Origin of the sequence: Cohaesibacter intestini (genome assembly GCF_003324485.1) — a bacterium.
GTDB classification, from domain to species: domain Bacteria; phylum Pseudomonadota; class Alphaproteobacteria; order Rhizobiales; family Cohaesibacteraceae; genus Cohaesibacter; species Cohaesibacter intestini.
Genome location: NZ_QODK01000001.1, coordinates 323,155 through 341,533, shown reverse-complemented (window position 1 = coordinate 341,533; position 18,379 = coordinate 323,155). Strand labels below are relative to the sequence as shown.

Below are 18,379 nucleotides of genomic sequence, written 5' to 3'. Positions count from 1 at the left end.
CGCTCTTCAGATCTGACGAATTCGGACGAAATTCTGCTCGTCCGTATCAATGCCAAACAGGCTATGGGCAAATCCGTGTTCTTCGGGCATGTAGACCACGTCGCTGTCACGGATACGCAAATAGTGCTTGATGCTGCTGGCAGCCTTGCGGCCTGCACCCATCGCCTGAATGACGGTGGCAGCACCGGTAACAATGTCGCCGCCCGCATAAACCCCGGCCAGTGAGGTGGCGAGGCTCTCGTCGGTGTCGATATAGCCCCATTTGTTGAGGCCGATTGTCGAGGTTTGACCAAGGATCGGGTTTGGCGAGGTGCCGATGGCATAGACCACCGTGTCTGCTTCAAAGTCGAACGCGCTGCCTTCCACCGCCACCGGACGGCGTCGACCGGATTTGTCCGGCTCGCCCAACTCCATGCGAATGCAGCGGATGCCGCGCACATTGTTGTTGGCATCGCCAAGAATTTCGACCGGGTTGGTCAGCCAGTGAAAATCAATGCCTTCTTCCTGCGCATGATGCAGCTCTTCGGCCCGTGCCGGGCATTCCACCTCGGAGCGGCGATAGATGCAGTGAACCTCTTCCGCGCCGAGGCGTTTGGAGACCCGCATTGCGTCCATCGCAGTGTTGCCAGAGCCGATCACCGCCACCTTGCGGCCCAGGCCGAGCGGGGTATCAAAGGCCGGGAACTCGCCCGCATGCATCAAATTGCAGCGGGTCAGCAATTCGTTGGCCGACAGGACACCGTTGAGATTTTCTCCCGGAATGTCCATGAAATAAGGTGTCCCGGCTCCAACGCCGATAAAGACCGCGTCATAGGCCATGTCACCGAGCATGTCCTCGATGGCGAACAGCCGTCCGACCAATGTGTTGCAGATAATTTCGACACCAAGGGCATCGAGATTGGCGATTTCCGCATCCACCACATCATTGGGCAGTCGAAATTCAGGGATGCCATAGCGCAACACGCCGCCCGGCTTGTGCAGGGCCTCGTAGATGGTCACCTTGCAGCCCGCCTTGGCCAGATCAGCCGCGCAGGCCATACCTGCCGGACCTGAGCCGACAATTGCCACCTTGAAGGGAGCGGGCTCGATATGGGTCGACTTTTTCCAGCCTTCCTTGATGGCCATATCGCCAAGGAAGCGTTCCAGACGGCCAATGGCGACCGGTTCCAGCCCGGTGCCAGCACCAACCGCGCACACGCCCTCGCATTGATCTTCCTGCGGGCAGACCCGACCGCAGACCGCTGGCAACATGGTGGCGTTGGTCATGTGATCATAGGCGCCGCGATAATCCTTGGTAAGGATCTTTTCGATGAAGCCGGGAATGTCGATCTTGACCGGGCAACCTTCCACACAGGCCGGTTCCGGGCACATCAAACAGCGCTCGCTTTCCAGTTTGGCTGCTTCAATGTCAAAGCCCAGCGCCACTTCGTCAAAATTGGTGGCACGAATGTCCGGGTCCTGCACCGGCATGGGAGCCCGCTCTTGCGGGATGGTTCTGATTGTCTTGCGGACCATATCACTTGCCCCCCTCTTGGGCTGCGGCTGCGTCAGCCGCGATCAGGCGACGGCAACTGTCCGAATAGCGTTCCATGGCTTGCTTCTCTTCGGCCCGGTAGCGATTGAGCCGCGAGAAGAGATCGTCAAAATCGACCTGATGGCCGTCAAAATCCGGCCCGTCAACGCAGGCAAACTTGATTTGCGCATTGACCCGCACCCGGCAACCGCCGCACATGCCCGTGCCATCCACCATGATGGGATTGAGGCTGACCATGGTTTTGATCTTGTGGGGACGGGTGGTTTCCGCGCAGGCCCGCATCATGATCGGTGGGCCGATCGCCACCACCTCATCGATGGTGCCATGCTTGGCAATTGCCTGTTCGATGCCTTCGGTCACCAGCCCATGCAGACCCGCCGAGCCATCATCGGTGCAGACGATGAACTCGTCGCAGACCGCCTTGAATTTCTCTTCCCAGAACATCAGATTGGCAGAGCGAAACCCTACAACGCCAATCACATAGGCTCCGGCTTCCTTGAAGGCCCGGGCTTGCGGATAGATCGGCGCAACGCCCAACCCCCCACCAACGCAAATGACTGTTTTGGCGTTCGAAATTTCGCTGGGGATGCCCATTGGGCCAACGATGGCATAAATCGAGCCACCTGCCTGACAATCGGCCTGCATCTGACGGCTTGATTTTCCCACTGCCTGCACGACCAATGTGATCGTGCCCTTGTCACGGTCAAAATCGGCGATGGTCAGCGGAATGCGCTCGCCATGCTCATCCAGCATCACAATGACAAACTGGCCGGGCTTTGCGGCCCGGGCCATGGTCGGATGCAGAATGTCTAGAAGAAAGGTTGTCTCGGAAAAATCGGTCCGCGAGACAATCGGAAAGCGGGACGTGACCATGCTGGCCACGCCCTGCGACTGGTTGGCGGCCGTCAGACCGCCCTCCTGTTCGCGATCGGACATTATTTCACTCCCACTGTTGCACCCCTGCGCCCGGTCCTCCAGCAAATCGCCTCCGGCAAATCATCTGTGGGCACAGCAACAACTGATCTGACGCTACGCCTGACAGGTCTTGATGCATTGACCCGTGTCAATGAAATCGCCAACTTGGGGCCTCAGATCACCGAGAATTTAAATCGATACAATATGCGACGGGATGTCGCGAAATTTGGGAAGCTTTTGGCGGGAAATGCCAGTGAGGTGACAGGCTGACGACAGCTTGTCGTGGCCATTGCCAGAAATCAGCAGTTAGCGCTTGTGGATAGTTTTGTTTTGTAAGACGATAGTATTAGAGCGCTGTAGCCGGGTGCCTCACGGTTCCGTTTTATCAGGAAAGTGATGAATCTGATCTATCAAGCCAAGGCCCGCTTGTCCGTGGGTGATCAGCAGCACGGTGCGTGGGTCTTGTGCGAGAATGGTCTTGAGAATGTTCTGCTCCATCTCCGCATCAAGTCCTTCGCCGGGTTCATCGAGCAACAGGATCGGCGCAGGTGACAGCAAGGCACGCGCAATGGCCAACCGCCGGATTTGCCCCCCCGACAGACTGTCTCCGGCCTCTCCCAAGGCTGTCTCTAGACCTTTGGGCAGACTGTCGACAAAGGCTCTGAGGGCAACCTGCTCCAGAACGGTGAGGATGTCCTGTTCTGAGGCATCCGGATTGGCAATCAGCAGATTGCCCCGGATGCTGGCATTGAAAATGTGAGGTTTTTGCGGTGCGACGGCGAAATGGGCGCGCAGGGCTTCTTCGTTCAGGCAATCATGGGGTGTGCCATCAACGAGGATCATGCCCTCAGTCAGCGGCCAGAAACCGGACAAGGCCTGAATGACACTGGATTTTCCCGAGCCAGACGGACCAACCAGCGCAACCCGTTCACCCTTGTTGATGGTCAGGCTGAGGCCGCTGAATGCCGGGGCCTCCCGGTTCGGATAGGTCAAGCCCGCTTTCAGGAACTCCAGCGCCGGATGGTCATAATCCGGCTTTTGATGGGACGCTGCAGGGCGTCCCGAAGAGGTCGACACCCGCTTGCGACGCACCGTGACAAGCCCGAAGATGCGCGCCGCTGCCGTCTGGGTTTCAAGCAAGGATTGCACCGCCAGTGGCAGGGGCTGAATGACTTCGAAACTGGCGAGCGCAAACAGACAGAGCATCGGCAGGATCGGTCCGGCGAGAAGACCGCTTTGGACGTGGGGAATGATGGTCACCAGAACCACCAGAAGCGCCAGATTGGCCGCAAAACTGATGCTGCTTTGTGAAACCGCCTGAAGATTGGCCAGTGCCCTCTGGTGGCTCGCGATGCGCTGCGACTGACGCATGATGCTGGTATGATAGGCGTCAGCCCGGCCATAGACCAGCATTTCGCGCAAGGCCTGCTGTCCCTCGACCAGATCCGCCCGTATGTCGGCGGCCTCTCCAATCTGGGCGCGCGCCGCATCCTTGCCTGCCCAATGCAGGAACAGAGGGAGGACCAGCCCGACCAGCAGATAAAGCAGCCCGGCGATAAAGCCAAGCCAGCCGGAATAGTGGGATAGAAACACAAGGAACAAAGGCAGGGCAATCAGCGCCACGGACACAGGCACCAAGACACGGAGATAGAAATTTTCCAGCACCGAAATGTCAGAGCCGATGCGTGAAAAAATGTCGCCGCTCTTGCTCGCCACAAGGCCCGCCGGGGCCAATGGTTCGAGGCGATCATAAAACCAGCGCCGCAAATGGGCCACCAGTCTCAATGTCGCTTCATGGGTCACCAGCCGTTCCGCATAGCGCCCGACGGTGCGGATGATGGCCATCGCCCGGATGATCGCCGCCGGGGTGAAGTAATTCATGCTGACCCCGGCAAGCCCCGCCAGTGCCATCGAGGCGATGAACCAGCCCGAGGTTGCCATCAAGGTGACATTGGCCAACAGCGTGACGAGCGAGAGAAAGATGCCAAGCAGGATCCAGCCAAGCCATGGCCGCATCAAGGAGAGCAACAAGCGAATATCAGCCATCATGCCCCTCCTGACCGCCCGCCGCAACAAAGCTTGCGGTTACCTGCCGCAGATAGGCCCCTTTGGCTGCCATCAGCTGATCATGCGTGCCGCTTTCAACAATTGTCCCGCCTTCCAGCACCAGTATCAAATCCGCCTCTTTGATGGTGCTCAGGCGATGGGCAATCGTGATTGCGGTTCGGTTTTGCAGCAAATGCTGGAGAGCCGCTGTGATTTTTCCCTCTGTCGCCCGGTCCAGATGGGCCGAGGGTTCGTCAAGCAGCAGCAAGGGCGCATCGCGCAGCAAGGCGCGAGCAATGGCGATGCGTTGAATTTGTCCGCCGGACAGCCCACCGCCTTTTTCCTGCAAGACGGAGTCATAGCCGTCTGGCAAAGACATTATGAAGTCATGGATCTCGGCCTGCCTTGCGGCCCCGATGATCGCTTCCATCGGCGCGTCCGGGCAGCCATAACGCAGCGCTTCGGCAATCGTGCCGGAAAAGAGCGTTGGGGCTTGCGGTAAATAGCCAAGCTGCTGCCGCCAAAGATCCATCGGCAGATGTGACAAATCGATCCCGTTGATCAGAATGCGGCCACCGGTTGGCTGGATCAGCCCAAGCAGCAAATCAAGGATCGTGCTTTTGCCCGCCCCGGACGGTCCCACCAGAGCCAGCTTTTGCCCCGCAGACAGGGAAAAGGACACATCTTGCAAAGCCACCGTGCCATCATCATAGGCAAACTGCACATGCTCGAAACTTAGCGACAGACCCGCTTGCGGCACTGGCAGGGCGGTTTCTTTCGTCTTTGGCGCCTCATCCTCTTCCATCAGATCGACAAAGCGTTCCGCTGCGCCAACCGCCTCCATCCTTGCATGATAATGACTGCCCATTTGCCGCAGCGGCAAATAGAAATCCGGAGCCAGCAGCAACACATAAAAGCCGTCATAAAAGCTCATCTCCCCATAGAGCAGCCGGAAGCCGATAAAGACCGCGATGATGGCAATGGAAATGGTGGCGAAAAATTCCAACACCAGCGACGACAAAAAGGCGACGCGCAGCACACTCATGGTGGTGCGGCGATAATCATCCGCCATCCGTGACACGCTCTCGGCCTCGCGCCGGGAAGCGTTGAACCATTTGAGCGTCGTCAAGCCTTGGATCATGTCGAGAAAATGCGCCGACAGGACCGCCAGCTTGCGCCATTGCTTCTGGTTGAGCTTTTCCGTGCCCTTGCCGATCAGGATCATGAAGAAGGGGATCAAAGGCGCGGTGACCACCATCACCAAGGCCGACAGCCAGTCACGCACCAAGGTGACCGCCAGAATGGCAAGTGGCAGCAGGACCATCATCACCATCGCAGGCAAATAGCGGGCAAAATAGCCTTCCAAAGCTTCGATGCCCTCGGTCAGCATGGTGACCTGATCACCAGTGGCGCTATCGCCTTCGCGGCTGCGGATCGGCCCTTTGGCAATCAGCCGTGAGAGCAACCGGCCACGCATATCATGTTTGAGGTCAATCGCTGCATGCAGCGCCAGCTTTTCCGCGCCATAAGACAAAACCGCGCGGGCAACAAACAGCAGCGGCAGCAGGCAGAGCGGCAGCATGACATCTGCAAGGCCCGCATGCTTGGTCAGCACATCGGAAATGATGCTGGCAATCATCCCCATCTGCCCGATCAACAACAAGCCGCTCATCAAGCTCAAGCCGATCGACCAACGGATCGGCTGCTCGATCCGTTTGGCTTCGCGCTTGAGATAGCGGGAGAGATTGGCTTTGGACATCAAGGGCGGCTCTCATTCTCAAAGAGTACGGCCAGTGGGCAAGAGGTGTCCACCGGCCAGTTTCGGGGGAAGATCAGGCCTCGTCGGCCCCTTCCTTGTCATCGAAGCTGTGTTGGGCTTCGTACCACATGACGTTTATGATGCCGATCGAAAGGGCCGCCGTCAGCCCCAGAATCCAGGCGAAATACCACATAGTCTATCTCCTTTTTCGTGAGGCTCAGTAAGCAGAATGAGAGCGGGCATCGATTTCTTCCAGTGTGACCCGACCCCACATGCGCACGTAGCACCAGATGGTGTAGGCGAGCACGATCGGCACGAAGATCACAGCCGCCCAGAACATCACTGTCAGGGTAAGGTGGCTTGAAGGGGCATCCCAGATGGTCAGCGATGAGACCGGATCGCTGATCGATGGCATGATGAACGGGAACATTGACAAACCGGCGGTCGAAATGATCCCCGTCATGCCAAGGGCACTGAAGACAAAGGCAAAGCCACCCCGGCCAATCCGGCTCATCAGAGCCATCAGCAGTGGTGCAAAAATGCCGAGCGCCGGAGCCAGCATCGCAATCGGATAATCCTGATAGATATTGAACAGGGCACCCGCTTGCATGGCTACTTCCTTGGCCAGTGGGTTGGGAAGGGCATCAAGGGGAGGCTGGCTGACAATGACGAAATAGTCGAAATTGCCAATCCAGATCCACAGCCCGGCGAGAGTGAACAGCGCGCTGGTGGCGACCCCGAAAATCATGCCCATGGTCCGGGCACGTGCGGCGACCACATGATCCGCTCGCATTTGCAGCCATGTTGAGCCGTGACCGGTCAGCATGGCGACCGAAACAAGTCCCGCCAGAATGGCAAAGGGATTGAGCAACGGCAGCAAGGCCCAGATGAAGGTTGCATCATAGGTGACCCGCAGGAACTCATCGAGATGGAAGGTCACGCCCTGCAGCAGATTGCCAAAGGCAACACCGAAAATCAGCGATGGAATAAAGCCGCCTGCAAACAGCCCCCAATCCCACGCATTGCGCCATTTGGGATTGTCGATCTTTGAGCGATAGTCAAAGCCGACAGGCCGGAAGAAGAGCGCAAACAGCACCAACAGCATGGCCATGTAAAAGCCGGAGAAGGCCGCAGCATAAACCGCAGGCCAAGCGGCAAAAATCGCCCCACCCGCCGTGATAAACCAGACCTGGTTGCCATCCCAGTGCGGCCCGACCGTGTTGATGATGATGCGGCGCTCAGCATCATTCTTGCCAAGGAAGGGCAACAGATTGCCCACGCCCATATCCATGCCATCGGTGATGGCAAAGCCGATGAGCAACACACCCACGAGCGCCCACCAGGCCAGTTTCAAAACTTCATAATCAAGTAGCATTGTCAGAATCCTTCTCAATACCCGTCATTCGGCAGGGGCCAGAGGGGAGCGGTCAAATTGCTCATGGTGATAGCGGCCCGTATGCAGGGCGCTCGGCCCCAGACGGGCAAATTTCACCATCAGCCACATTTCGATGACCAGCAGGAAGGTGTAGAAGGTGAGGAAGCCGACAAGCGAGAAGATCAAATCGCTGATCGTCAGGCTGGAGGCCGCAAGGAAGGTTGGCAGCACCTCACCAATTGCCCATGGTTGGCGACCATATTCGGCCACGAACCAGCCCAGCTCACAGGCGAGCCATGGCACGGGAATGGAAATAACGAGCATGCGCAACAGCCAGCGTTTTTCCTCGATTACGCGTTTGGCGTTGTAATAGAAGGACAGGCTGAACAGGAACAGCATCAGGAAGCCAAAGCCAACCATGATCCGGAAGCTCCAGAAAAGGTAGGGCACCGAAGGAATGGAATCGTCAACGGCTGCCTTGATCATCTCTTCGCTCGCTTCCATCGGATTGTCGATATAGCGCTTGAGCAACAAGCCATAGCCCAGATCGGCCTTATGCTCGTTGAAGGCGGTCTTGGTCTCTTCCGATTTGTCACCTGCCCGCAGCTTGGTCAGATAGTCATAGGCAATCATGCCCGAGCGAATCCGCACTTCATGCTGGTCTTTCAACTCGGAAATGCCGGTGACCTCTTTATCGAACGAGCGCGTGGCAATCAGCCCCATGGCCCACGGGATTTGAAATGCATAATCAACCCGCATTTCCTTGTCATTCGGGATGCCGATGACATTGAAGGCGGCAGGTGCCTCTTCCGTATGATATTCCGCTTCGATGGTCGCCAGTTTTACCTTTTGCACATCGCCCAGCTCGTAACCGGACTCGTCGCCCAACACAATGACCGACAGCGACGCAGCAAGACCGAAGCCCGCAGCAACCGAGAAGGACCGTTTGGCAAAGGCCAGATCGCGGCCCTTGAGGATGTACCAGGCGGAAATGCCGATGACGAACATCGAGGCTGTGACATAGCCCGCGGCAACCGTATGCACGAATTTCACCTGCGCAACTGGATTGAGCACCACTTCCGCGAAGTTGGTCATTTCCATCCGCATAGTCTCGGCCGAAAATTCCGAGCCGACGGGATTTTGCATCCAGCCATTGGCCACCAGAATCCAAAGCGCCGACAGGTTCGAGCCGAGCGCTGTAAAGAAGGTCACGGCCAGATGCTGGCGTTTTGACAATTTGTCCCAACCAAGGAAGAACAGGCCGACAAAGGTCGATTCCAGAAAGAAAGCCATCAGGCCTTCAATTGCCAGCGGCGCGCCAAAGACGTCGCCGACATAGTGCGAATAATAGGACCAGTTGGTGCCGAACTGAAATTCCATCGTCAGGCCGGTGGTCACGCCCAGAGCAAAGTTGATACCGAACAACTTGCCCCAGAATTTGGTCATATCGCGATAGATCTCTTTGCCGGTCATCACATAGACCGACTCCATGATCACGAGGATCCATGTCAGGCCCAAAGTGAGGGGCACAAACAGAAAGTGATAAAGCGCCGTGGCGGCAAATTGCCAGCGCGAGAGATTGACGAACAGGTCGTCATAAATGGGTTCCATGACAGCTCTCTTGGTGATGCTGTATCAGCAGGACAGGGTCGCCCCGGCAAATGACAATTGGCAATGGCTGGCGGGGCGGTGACGCGTGAAAAGAATGGACGTGCCCTAGAGGAGGGGTGGGGCGCGGCTTGTCCCCACCCTTGGGGATTGTTTCCACCATGGCGTGTCAAAGCCGGACAGGGGACGATCATACAGGATTGGTGGCGAGAAATTGAGTGCAACCGGCTGCGGCATATCGAGCACCAGCCCGTCAGCAACCCCTGAAACGCAAATGGCGCACAGCGTTTCGATCCCCCGCGAGATCGGGTCGCCAGACTCATCAAGGGTCAGGATATTCCCCTCTGCCGTGCAGATGGTCCAGATCGCCGCCTGATGCGCAACTGGTCCGCCGAGCGCGTGCGAGACGGTCGCCAGATGCAGACCGGCAAACACCACCTGCAACCACATCGCCAACAATGCCCAGCCAACGGCGGCCCTGCCGGGCTTCCGGCGCGGTGGCATCTTCAGGAAAGGGGCGGGAGCGGGGCGCATGCGGTGCAACGGTTCCATTTGAAATACAAAAAAACACGTAGATTTAAACAAGCATAGAAAACTCCTCTTTAACAAGATCAAAAGTCCCAACTGAGACAACCGGTCGCAACAGACGCCTTGAATACACACTGAGCGATGCGCTGACAGCGCAGCTGACCCGTGTCAGATGCACGGCTCACATCCGGTCAAACACGGATAACGCTGCGTGCTGTGGAACGGCTTTCGAAGAGTCAATTGGAGAAGAAAAAGTAAATAAGAACAGTTTGTTAGTTATTGTTCTTAGGAAGAAATCGACTGCAAAATCGCATATCTGAGAGGCGGTTTTCGCGCGGTCTCATCCTCCATCAGCGGCGAGCTGGCGGACTGAGTTGATACAGGTCAACTTCCAACTACGACAAATGTTCTAAGCTTTCTACGACCAAAGCATAGGGAGGGTCGACGCAGTGCGATTGAATTGCCGAGACAGTATGCCATGGCCACCATAACAAAAGACAGCCAATTTTAATTTCTCATCCGTTAGCCGATACAAACCAGCTGAGCCATATCTCAGCCACCAAAACCAGATCACGACCAGATCATGTCCGGATTTGTATCGACCTAGCAGGCGTCTTATTCTTTAACGACAGGCCCTCTAAGGGGAGATTGCTCCCGCTGCGGCTGTCGTCGGGTGGAGCAAATGGACCAGAAAGTTTCCAAAAAACCGGTATTCCCGGGCATTTCGACAGTGATTCACGGCAATGGTGCCATCGCGCAGGTGATGGGCCAGGTATGCGGCGGGGTGATTGGCTATCCGATCACGCCATCAACCGAAATTGCTGAATTATACGAAGCCTTCCGCGCAGGCGGTGGGGTCAATATTTGGGGTAGACACCCCTTCTTCTTCGAGCCTGAAGGCGAGCATTCCGCCCAATCGGGCGCGCTGGGTGCAGCCCTCACCGGGGGGCAGTATATTTCCAACGCCTCCTCCTCACAGGGTGTGCTTTATGGACTCGAATCCCATTATGTAACCGTCGGCAAGAAAGTCGGCGGTTTTGTCATGCAGGTGGCAGCCCGCTCCGTCTCCCGCCATTCGCTCAATGTGATGGCCGGTCATGATGACGTCTATGCCTTGCTGCCATCGGGCTATACCATTCTGTTTGGCTCCAACCCGCAGGAAGCCGCCGATCTGGCCGCCATTTCCTACAAGGTCAGCGCCATGTCGATGGTGCCGGTGACCAATGCCATGGATGGCTTTGTCACATCGCACATGATGAGCGAAGTGATGATGCCGGAGGATGCGTTGCTCCGCGCCTTCATCGGTGATCCCAATGATCGCATCCCTTGCCCAACGGTGGCCCAAGAGATGCTGTTCGGTGCCAAGGGCCGTGTCTTCCAATTGAAGCGCTATCTGGGCCGCCACAGCGCCGACATGGAAACCGACATCTACACCAAGTTGATCGCTTTCCTCGATGCCCATGCGGACGCCATCGAGAAAGACAGCGAAGCCAAACTGATCGACGAGACCCTCGCTCTGGTGCCATCCGAGCTCCATGACCAATGGCGTCGTCAATGGCTCAATGCTTTTGAAAAAGGCACCCGCCAGCGGGTTCCAGCACAGGTCGATATTCACAATCCGGGCCTGACCGGTGGTGTGCAGAACCAGCCCGACTATCAGGCCGGTGCCGTCGATCACCGCACCCACTTTGTCCGCGACGTGCCGGGCTTTGTCCGCGATGCGATGGCTGAATATTCCGCTCTGACCGGGCGCGATTATGCGCCGCTCAAGACCTTTGAATGCGATGATGCCGAGATGGTACTGATCGGCCTTGGTTCGGTCACCGACGACGCCGAAGCGGTCGCAGCCTATCTGCGGCGGCAGGGCAAGAAGGTCGGCGTCATTTCCGTCAAACTGCTTCAGCCGTTCCCGGAAGCTGATCTGGTCGAGGCCTTGCAGGGCAAGAAGGCGGTCACGATCCTGGAGCGCTCGGATGTCACCGCACTGACCACCTTCGTCAAGGAAGCTTTGATGAAGGCGGTCGAAAACCGCGACGGCGAACGCTATGTCGGCATTCCGGCACTTGAGCATATGCCCAAAGTCACCACTGCCATTTTCGGCCTTGGGGCCCATGATCTTCAGCCACGCCATCTGATCGCGGCTTATGAGAATATGGAAACGGGCCAGAAGCCCTTTGTCTATCTCGGTAGCCAATTCTTTGTCGCCAATCCAAGCCCGGCCATTGGCGAGTTGCAGGCCAAATTGAAAGAAGCCTATCCGGAAACGGAAATGATGGCGATCGACACCAAGCCCAACCCGAACCTATTGCCAGACGGCGCCTTGCGCATCCGCTTCCACTCGGTCGGTGGCTACGGCACCATCGCCACGGGCAAATTGTTGACCGACATTCTGGCCAATGCCTTGGGGCTCTATTCCAAATCCGCGCCGAAATATGGCTCGGAGAAAAGCGGGGCACCAACCAACTATTACATCACATTGAGCCCGGAACCCGTGAAGATCACCAACGCCGATCTTGAAGATGTCGAAGTGGTGATTTCGCCGGACCACAAGGTCTTCTCCCATTCCAACCCGTTGCGCGGGCTGGTTGAGGGCGGTACCTTCATCCTTCAGTCAAGCCTCAGCCGTGCTGAAGTCTGGCGTGATCTGCCAAAGGCCTTCCGCGACACCATCATCAAGCGCAAGATCAATTTCTTTGTGCTCGATGGTTTCGCCATCGCCAAGAAACATGCCCCATCGCCAGAGCTGGAAACCCGCATGATGGGCATTGCCTTCATTGGCGCGGTCTGTGGCCATGTGGAGCGCGTCACCCAAGGGGCGGATGAAGCAGCCGTGCTCGATATGGTGCGCAACCAAATCGCCAAGAAATTCGGCTCCAAGGGTCAGGCCGTGGTCGAGGGCAACATGGCGGTGATCCGCGATGGCCTCGAAGCCACCCGCCAGATGGACTACCAATCAGATGATCTGGCCGAAATCGCCAAGCTGCCCGATCAGGCGCCAGCCTTTGCTGCGAGTATTTCCGCCTCGGCCTGCCGCATCGCCAATGATGCCTCACCGGTCGGCATGTTCGATCACGACTATTATGAAGAAACCATGGCCTCACCATTCCGGGACGGGACCATCGGAGAAGCGCCGGTTCTGCCGGGGGCGGGCATGTTCATGCCATCGGGCACGGCAGCGGCCAAGGACAAGGGCCTGTTCCGCCGCTCGGTTCCAGTCTTTGATCCTGATCTCTGCACCGGCTGTATCGACTGTACGATGGTTTGTCCCGATGCCGCCCTGCCAGCCAGCGTGCTCGACATTGACGATCTGTTGATGACTGCCGCCAAAGACCTCGACATGCCAGCCGCTCAGCGCGAAGTGGTCCGCGAATATATCCGCACCATTGGGGCGGCTGTCCGAGGCCGTCTGCAAGCTTCGACGGATGGCAAGCCCTTTGCGCAACTTGTCGCCGATGCGGTGGAAGAGCTCTATGTCGAAAGCGCCGTGGTCAAGAGCAATCTTGCTCGCATTGCTGACGCCGTTGCCATCCTGCCGGTTGCCAAGACAAGGCCTTTCTTTGACACACCGGAAAAAGACCATACCGGCTCGGGTGGCCTCTATGCCTTGGCCGTTGACCCGTGGAAATGCTCTGGCTGTCTGGAATGTATCGACATTTGCGGCCCCGGTGCCCTGTCTGTCGAAGATCAGGACGCGGCCTTGCTCGAAAAACTGCAAGCCGAATTCGCCTTCTACAGCAAGACCCCAAGCACCCCGCAACGTTTCATTGAGCCTGCCTTTGAACCGGAAGGCGATCTCAAGCGGATGATGCTTGACCGCGACACCTATTATGCCACCACCGGCGGTCATGGGGCTTGCCGTGGTTGTGGTGAGGTGACCGCGATCCGGCAGGTGGTCTCCGCCACCCATGCACTGAATGAACGCCGCCAGCGCACCCATATCCGCGAGTTGGAAGGCCTGCTCAATAAACTTCAGGCCAAACGCCAGAGCGTGAGCGATGATGCTGTTCGTCTGGCCCGCATTGACGGGGCTCTTGACGTGTTGGAAAAACGCCTCTTCTTGCTCGAAGGTGGTCCAACCGGTAATGGTCCGGCCCCGATGGTGGTGGCCAACGCCACCGGCTGTAGCTCGGTCTATGCCTCGACCTTCCCGTTCAACCCCTATAATGACCCATGGGTGAACAGCCTGTTTCAGGACAGCCCGGCCTTGTCCAAGGGGATTTTTGAGGGGCTGTCGGCAAGTGCCGCGGTCGACTTCAAGGCCATCCGCATTGCCAAGCTCGAATTGGCTGATGCCTATGATCCGGCAACGGATGATATGGCTTTGCGCAATTTCGAGTGGCAGCAATTCACCAAGGCCGAACGTGCCCTGATGCCAACCGTGATGAATATTTCCGGCGATGGCGCAGCCTATGACATTGGCTTCGGTGCCCTGTCTCGGCTCTTGTCCAGCAACACGCCGGTTAAGGTGATGGTGCTGAACTCGGGGGTTTATTCGAACACCGGTGGTCAGGCCTCCACCGCGTCGCTCTCCGGGCAGGATAGTGACTTGGCCCGCTTTGGTCCGGCCGTGGCAGGCAAGCAGGAAGACCGCAAGGAACTTGGTCTGATCGCCGCCTTCCATCCGCAGGTCTTTGTGGTGCAAAGCGCCACAGCGATGCAGGGGCATTTCCTGAAAAGCTTGCGGGCCTATCTGGAAGAAACCACCTCGCCAGCCCTGCTCGATGTCTATACCCCTTGTCAGGGGGAACATGGCATCGCCGATGACGCTGCCTATCGCCGCACCAAGCTGGCGGTCGAATCCCGCGTCAGCCCGCTCTTTGTCCATGACCCACGGGCGGGTGACACGCTGGCCGAGCGCTTTTCGCTCGACGGCAACCCGGCTCTGGATCAAGACTGGGCCACCCGCAGCCTCGAATATCTCGAGGACGGTGCATTGAAACTGATGGATGTGCCAGTCACGCCCGCCGACTTCGCTTTGGATGAAACCCGCTTCAAAAAGCAGTTCCGCCCATTGAAAGACGGCGTCGAGGCAGCGCCGGTCCATGACTATATCGACCTGCCAATAGCTGAGCGGGGGCGGATGGTTGCCTATGTGCTGACCACCGACAAGAACCGCAATCTGGTCAAAATGGAGGTTGGTGCCACCATCGTCCATCTGGTTGAGGAACGCCGCCGCTATTGGCGCACCCTCAAACATCTGGCCGGTCTCCATGTGGTTGCCCTCGACAAGGCCCACAAGGCAGAACTGGCAGCCTTGGAAGCCAAATATAAGGACGCCTTGGATGCCCGTGAGACCAGCATGGACAGCATCGCCACCGGCATGAGTGAGCTGGCGGCATCGTCTGGTGCTCCGGCCGCCGCCTTCGGCTTGGGCGATGCTCTGGCGCCAAGCGCTGCGGCACCAGCTGCCAATGGAGCGGCCTCTGGGGCAGCCCCGGCAGCCAATGGGTCTAGCGTGCCGCATATCCACGATGAGGATATGAGCCTGTGCACCGACTGCAAGACCTGTTACGAGGAAGTGCCTGAGCTGTTCGAACTGACCAAGATCATCGTCGATGGTCAGGCCAAATCGGTGGCCCACACCATCCCCGGCGCGTTGGAAGCGGTCGAGATGACCCCTCAATTGCGCGCCCGGCTTGATCGGGTGTCAGCCACCTGTGATGCGGAGATCGTCAAATGAGTGTCGATACAGCCATCAATCAGGACGCGCTGTTTGCCCAGCAACTCGACGTTCTGAAAAAGCATCTCGCAGCGGATCCAAGGTCCCTGCGCTCCCTGTTCGTCAATGACGGCATGAAGGCCGTGGCATGGGAGTTCCAGCAAGGCGAGCTGGCAGAGGGTTTCACCAAAACCCTCTGGGCCTTGTTGCTGCGCGATGATGACATGAGCACAGTGCTCCAGAGATTTCTCTGGGGCCTGCCGCTCAAATTCAAGCGCACCTTCATCCGGGCGCTCGATGCCCATCTGTCCGACCGCTACCCGATGTTCAAGGGCCTGTCGGAAGGCTGGCCGGCAGAGAATTTCATCCCACCCTATGTCCGCCCGCCTGAAGACAGAAGCCGTGACTTCGAACTCGTCAACCAAGGCTATCTGGGCTATCAGGCGCTCGGCTATAGCCTGCGGGAAGTCGATCTGTTTGTCTGGCTCGAAGTGCTGCGCGACAAGCAATGCGAGGATCGCCCTTGCGAGCTTGGCGTCATCATGGAGCGCCACAAAAAGAGCGAGAAAATTGGCGGTTGCCCGGTCAAGATCCATATTCCCGAAATGATTGATCTGCTCGGCAAGGGCAAGATCCGTCAGGCTCTGGAATTGATCGAGGGGTGCAACCCGCTGCCCAACGTCACAGGCCGCGTCTGCCCGCAAGAGCATCAATGTCAGGGCGTCTGCAAACATACCAAACGGCCCATCGAAATCGGCCAGCTGGAATGGTATTTGCCTGAACATGAAAAATTGGCCGAGCCGGACCGCATGGCCCGCTTTGCTGGCATTGTCAGCCCATGGGAAAAGGCCGAAAAGCCCCCCATCGCCGTGGTTGGTTCAGGTCCATCCGGCCTGATCAATGCCTATCTGCTGGCGGTCGAAGGTTTCCCCGTAACGGTATTTGAAGCCTTCCATGAACTGGGCGGTGTGTTGCGCTATGGCATTCCGGAATTCCGTTTGCCCAACAGCCTGATCGACGATGTGGTCGCCAAGATTGATGCCTTGGGCGGACGCTTCGTCAAAAACTTCGTTGTTGGCAAAACCGCCACCCTCGAAGATCTCAAAGCGGCAGGCTTCTGGAAAATCTTCGTTGGCTCCGGCGCAGGCCTGCCAACCTTCATGAATGTGCCCGGCGAGCATTTGCTTGGCATCATGTCGGCCAACGAATTCCTCACCCGCGTCAATCTGATGCGCGGTCGTGATCCCAGCTATGAAACCCCGCTGCCAGAGGTCAAGGACAAGAATATCCTCGTCATCGGTGGCGGCAACACCGCGATGGATGCGGCCCGCACCGCCAAGCGTCTGGGCGGCAAGGTGACCATCGTCTATCGCCGCACCCAATCCGAGATGCCATGCCGCGTCGAGGAATTGCATCATGCGCTGGAAGAGGGCATCGAGCTGGCCGAATTGCGCGGCCCGACGGAATTTGTCGGCGATCACCACACCCATTTTGTCACCCATGCGGTGGTGGACGTCAATGAGTTGGGAGAGCCAGATGCCTCTGGTCGCAGACGGCCACAGCCAACCGGCGAGCAGATCAACATGCCCGCCGATCTGGTCATCATGGCGCTCGGCAACAAGTCCAACCCGATCATTCCGGCCTCCGAGCCGAATATGAAGCTCAGCAAATGGGGCACCATCGAGGTTGAGGAGAACAGTCAGGAAACCTCGATCAAGGATGTTTATACCGGGGGCGATGCTGCCCGTGGTGGCTCAACCGCCATTCTCGCCGCAGGCGACGGTCAGGCTGCGGCCCGCGAAATTGTCGGCTCAATCGATCTTGATGCCGCCGACATTCGCACCCGCGTCAAGACAGCCGATCACTTCACCGGCCTGGGACAGGCAGAGCATACCGTCACCAAGCATATCGACCTTGCCAATGGCATTGTAGAGATGACGGTGCAAGCGCCTGTCGTGGCCCAATCGGCCCGCGCCGGACAATTTGTCCGCATTCTGGCAACCGAGGATGGCGAGCTGATCCCGCTGACCTTGGCGGATTGGGATGTTGAGCAGGGCACCATCGATCTGGTCATTCAGGGGATGGGCACCTCAACCAAATTGATGAACAAGATGGCTGAAGGCGATGCCTTTGCCGGCATTGCCGGACCATTGGGGGCACCAAGCGCCGTCCATGGCTATGATGCCGACAAGGAAACCGTGGTCTTCACTGCTGGCGGTGTTGGCTTGCCTGCGATCTATCCAATCGCCAAGGCCCACTTGGCCAAGGGCAATCATGTCACCATGATCATTGGTTTCCGCTCTGCCGACCATCTCTTCTGGACTGGCGAAGATGAACGGATGGGCCTGCTGCAAGCCAAATATGGCGATCAGCTCGATGTCATCTATTGCTCCAACGACGGCACCTTCGGTATCGAAGGCTTTGTCACCACACCGCTTGAGGCCATGCTGAAGGATGGCAAGACGTCCAAGGGCCGTGCCATTGCCGAAGTGATCTCGGTCGGCCCGCCGATGATGATGCGTGCGGTGAGCGATCTGACCCAGCCTTACGGGGTGCCAACCGTGGTCAGCCTCAACTCGATCATGGTCGATGCCACCGGCATGTGCGGGGCTTGCATGGTGCCTGTTCTGACGGAAGAGGGCAAACCACTCAGATTGCATGCCTGCATCGATGGGCCGGAATTTGATGCCCACACTGTCGAATGGGACAAGTTCATGCCGCGCTTCCATCAATTCAAAACGCAGGAAGCCACCAGCATGAAAGATCATGGCCTCGGCTGATCGGCAGCAAAAACTGCAAAGAGCAAGACAAGCGCGGCCCCGTGTTGGGGGCGCGCTTTTTTGAGCAACCACGCTCCAAGCTATTGAGGAATATGTAATAACACATATGAAGCCGCAAAAATACTTAGGGGAAGTTGGAGGGATTCTTATTTTCTTTACGTCCATATGATTGGAT

The 18,379-nt window shown here is 57.6% G+C and carries 10 protein-coding genes; 2 read left to right on the top strand and 8 right to left on the bottom strand.

The window, feature by feature from the left end; genetic code table 11:
- Positions 1-6: 6 nt before the first annotated feature.
- The 8 genes from gltA to DSD30_RS01450 form a co-directional block, all read right to left on the bottom strand.
- On the bottom strand, positions 7-1,515 hold the full coding sequence (gltA, locus tag DSD30_RS01490) for an NADPH-dependent glutamate synthase (RefSeq protein ID WP_114007830.1): 1,509 nt from the start codon (positions 1,513-1,515) through the stop codon (positions 7-9).
- A 1-nt stretch (position 1,516) separates the two neighbouring features.
- Entirely contained in the window at positions 1,517-2,470 is a 954-nt protein-coding gene (locus DSD30_RS01485) for a sulfide/dihydroorotate dehydrogenase-like FAD/NAD-binding protein (protein ID WP_198662773.1), read from the bottom strand.
- Between the two features lie 348 nt (positions 2,471-2,818).
- Complete coding sequence (cydC, locus tag DSD30_RS01475; protein ID WP_157967510.1) at positions 2,819-4,495, bottom strand: thiol reductant ABC exporter subunit CydC; 1,677 nt, start codon at positions 4,493-4,495, stop codon at positions 2,819-2,821.
- On the bottom strand, positions 4,488-6,254 hold the full coding sequence (cydD, locus tag DSD30_RS01470; RefSeq protein ID WP_114007827.1) for a thiol reductant ABC exporter subunit CydD: 1,767 nt from the start codon (positions 6,252-6,254) through the stop codon (positions 4,488-4,490). Before cydD ends, cydC begins: the two co-directional genes overlap by 8 nt.
- A 73-nt stretch (positions 6,255-6,327) precedes the next feature.
- Positions 6,328-6,447 (bottom strand): cytochrome bd-I oxidase subunit CydX, encoded by a 120-nt coding sequence (gene cydX / locus DSD30_RS01465; RefSeq protein ID WP_114007826.1) that lies wholly within the window; start codon positions 6,445-6,447, stop codon positions 6,328-6,330.
- Between the two features lie 24 nt (positions 6,448-6,471).
- Entirely contained in the window at positions 6,472-7,629 is a 1,158-nt protein-coding gene (gene cydB, locus DSD30_RS01460) for a cytochrome d ubiquinol oxidase subunit II (RefSeq protein WP_114007825.1), read from the bottom strand.
- A 24-nt stretch (positions 7,630-7,653) separates the two neighbouring features.
- Entirely contained in the window at positions 7,654-9,240 is a 1,587-nt protein-coding gene (locus DSD30_RS01455) for a cytochrome ubiquinol oxidase subunit I (RefSeq protein WP_198662772.1), read from the bottom strand.
- Between the two features lie 105 nt (positions 9,241-9,345).
- Positions 9,346-9,771: a hypothetical protein gene (locus DSD30_RS01450; protein WP_114007824.1), complete on the bottom strand. Its 426-nt coding sequence runs from the start codon at positions 9,769-9,771 to the stop codon at positions 9,346-9,348.
- A 676-nt stretch (positions 9,772-10,447) separates the two neighbouring features.
- Here DSD30_RS01450 and DSD30_RS01445 point away from each other — a divergent pair.
- Positions 10,448-15,445 carry a 2-oxoacid:acceptor oxidoreductase family protein gene (locus DSD30_RS01445; protein ID WP_114007823.1) on the top strand — a complete coding sequence of 1,666 codons (4,998 nt, stop codon included), beginning with the start codon at positions 10,448-10,450 and terminating at the stop codon, positions 15,443-15,445.
- The gene (locus DSD30_RS01440) at positions 15,442-18,204 is read left to right on the top strand and encodes a sulfide/dihydroorotate dehydrogenase-like FAD/NAD-binding protein (RefSeq protein WP_114007822.1); all 2,763 of its coding nucleotides are present in this window, start codon (positions 15,442-15,444) and stop codon (positions 18,202-18,204) included. The genes DSD30_RS01445 and DSD30_RS01440 overlap by 4 nt, the downstream gene beginning before the upstream one ends.
- The last annotated feature ends 175 nt before the right edge of the window (positions 18,205-18,379 follow it).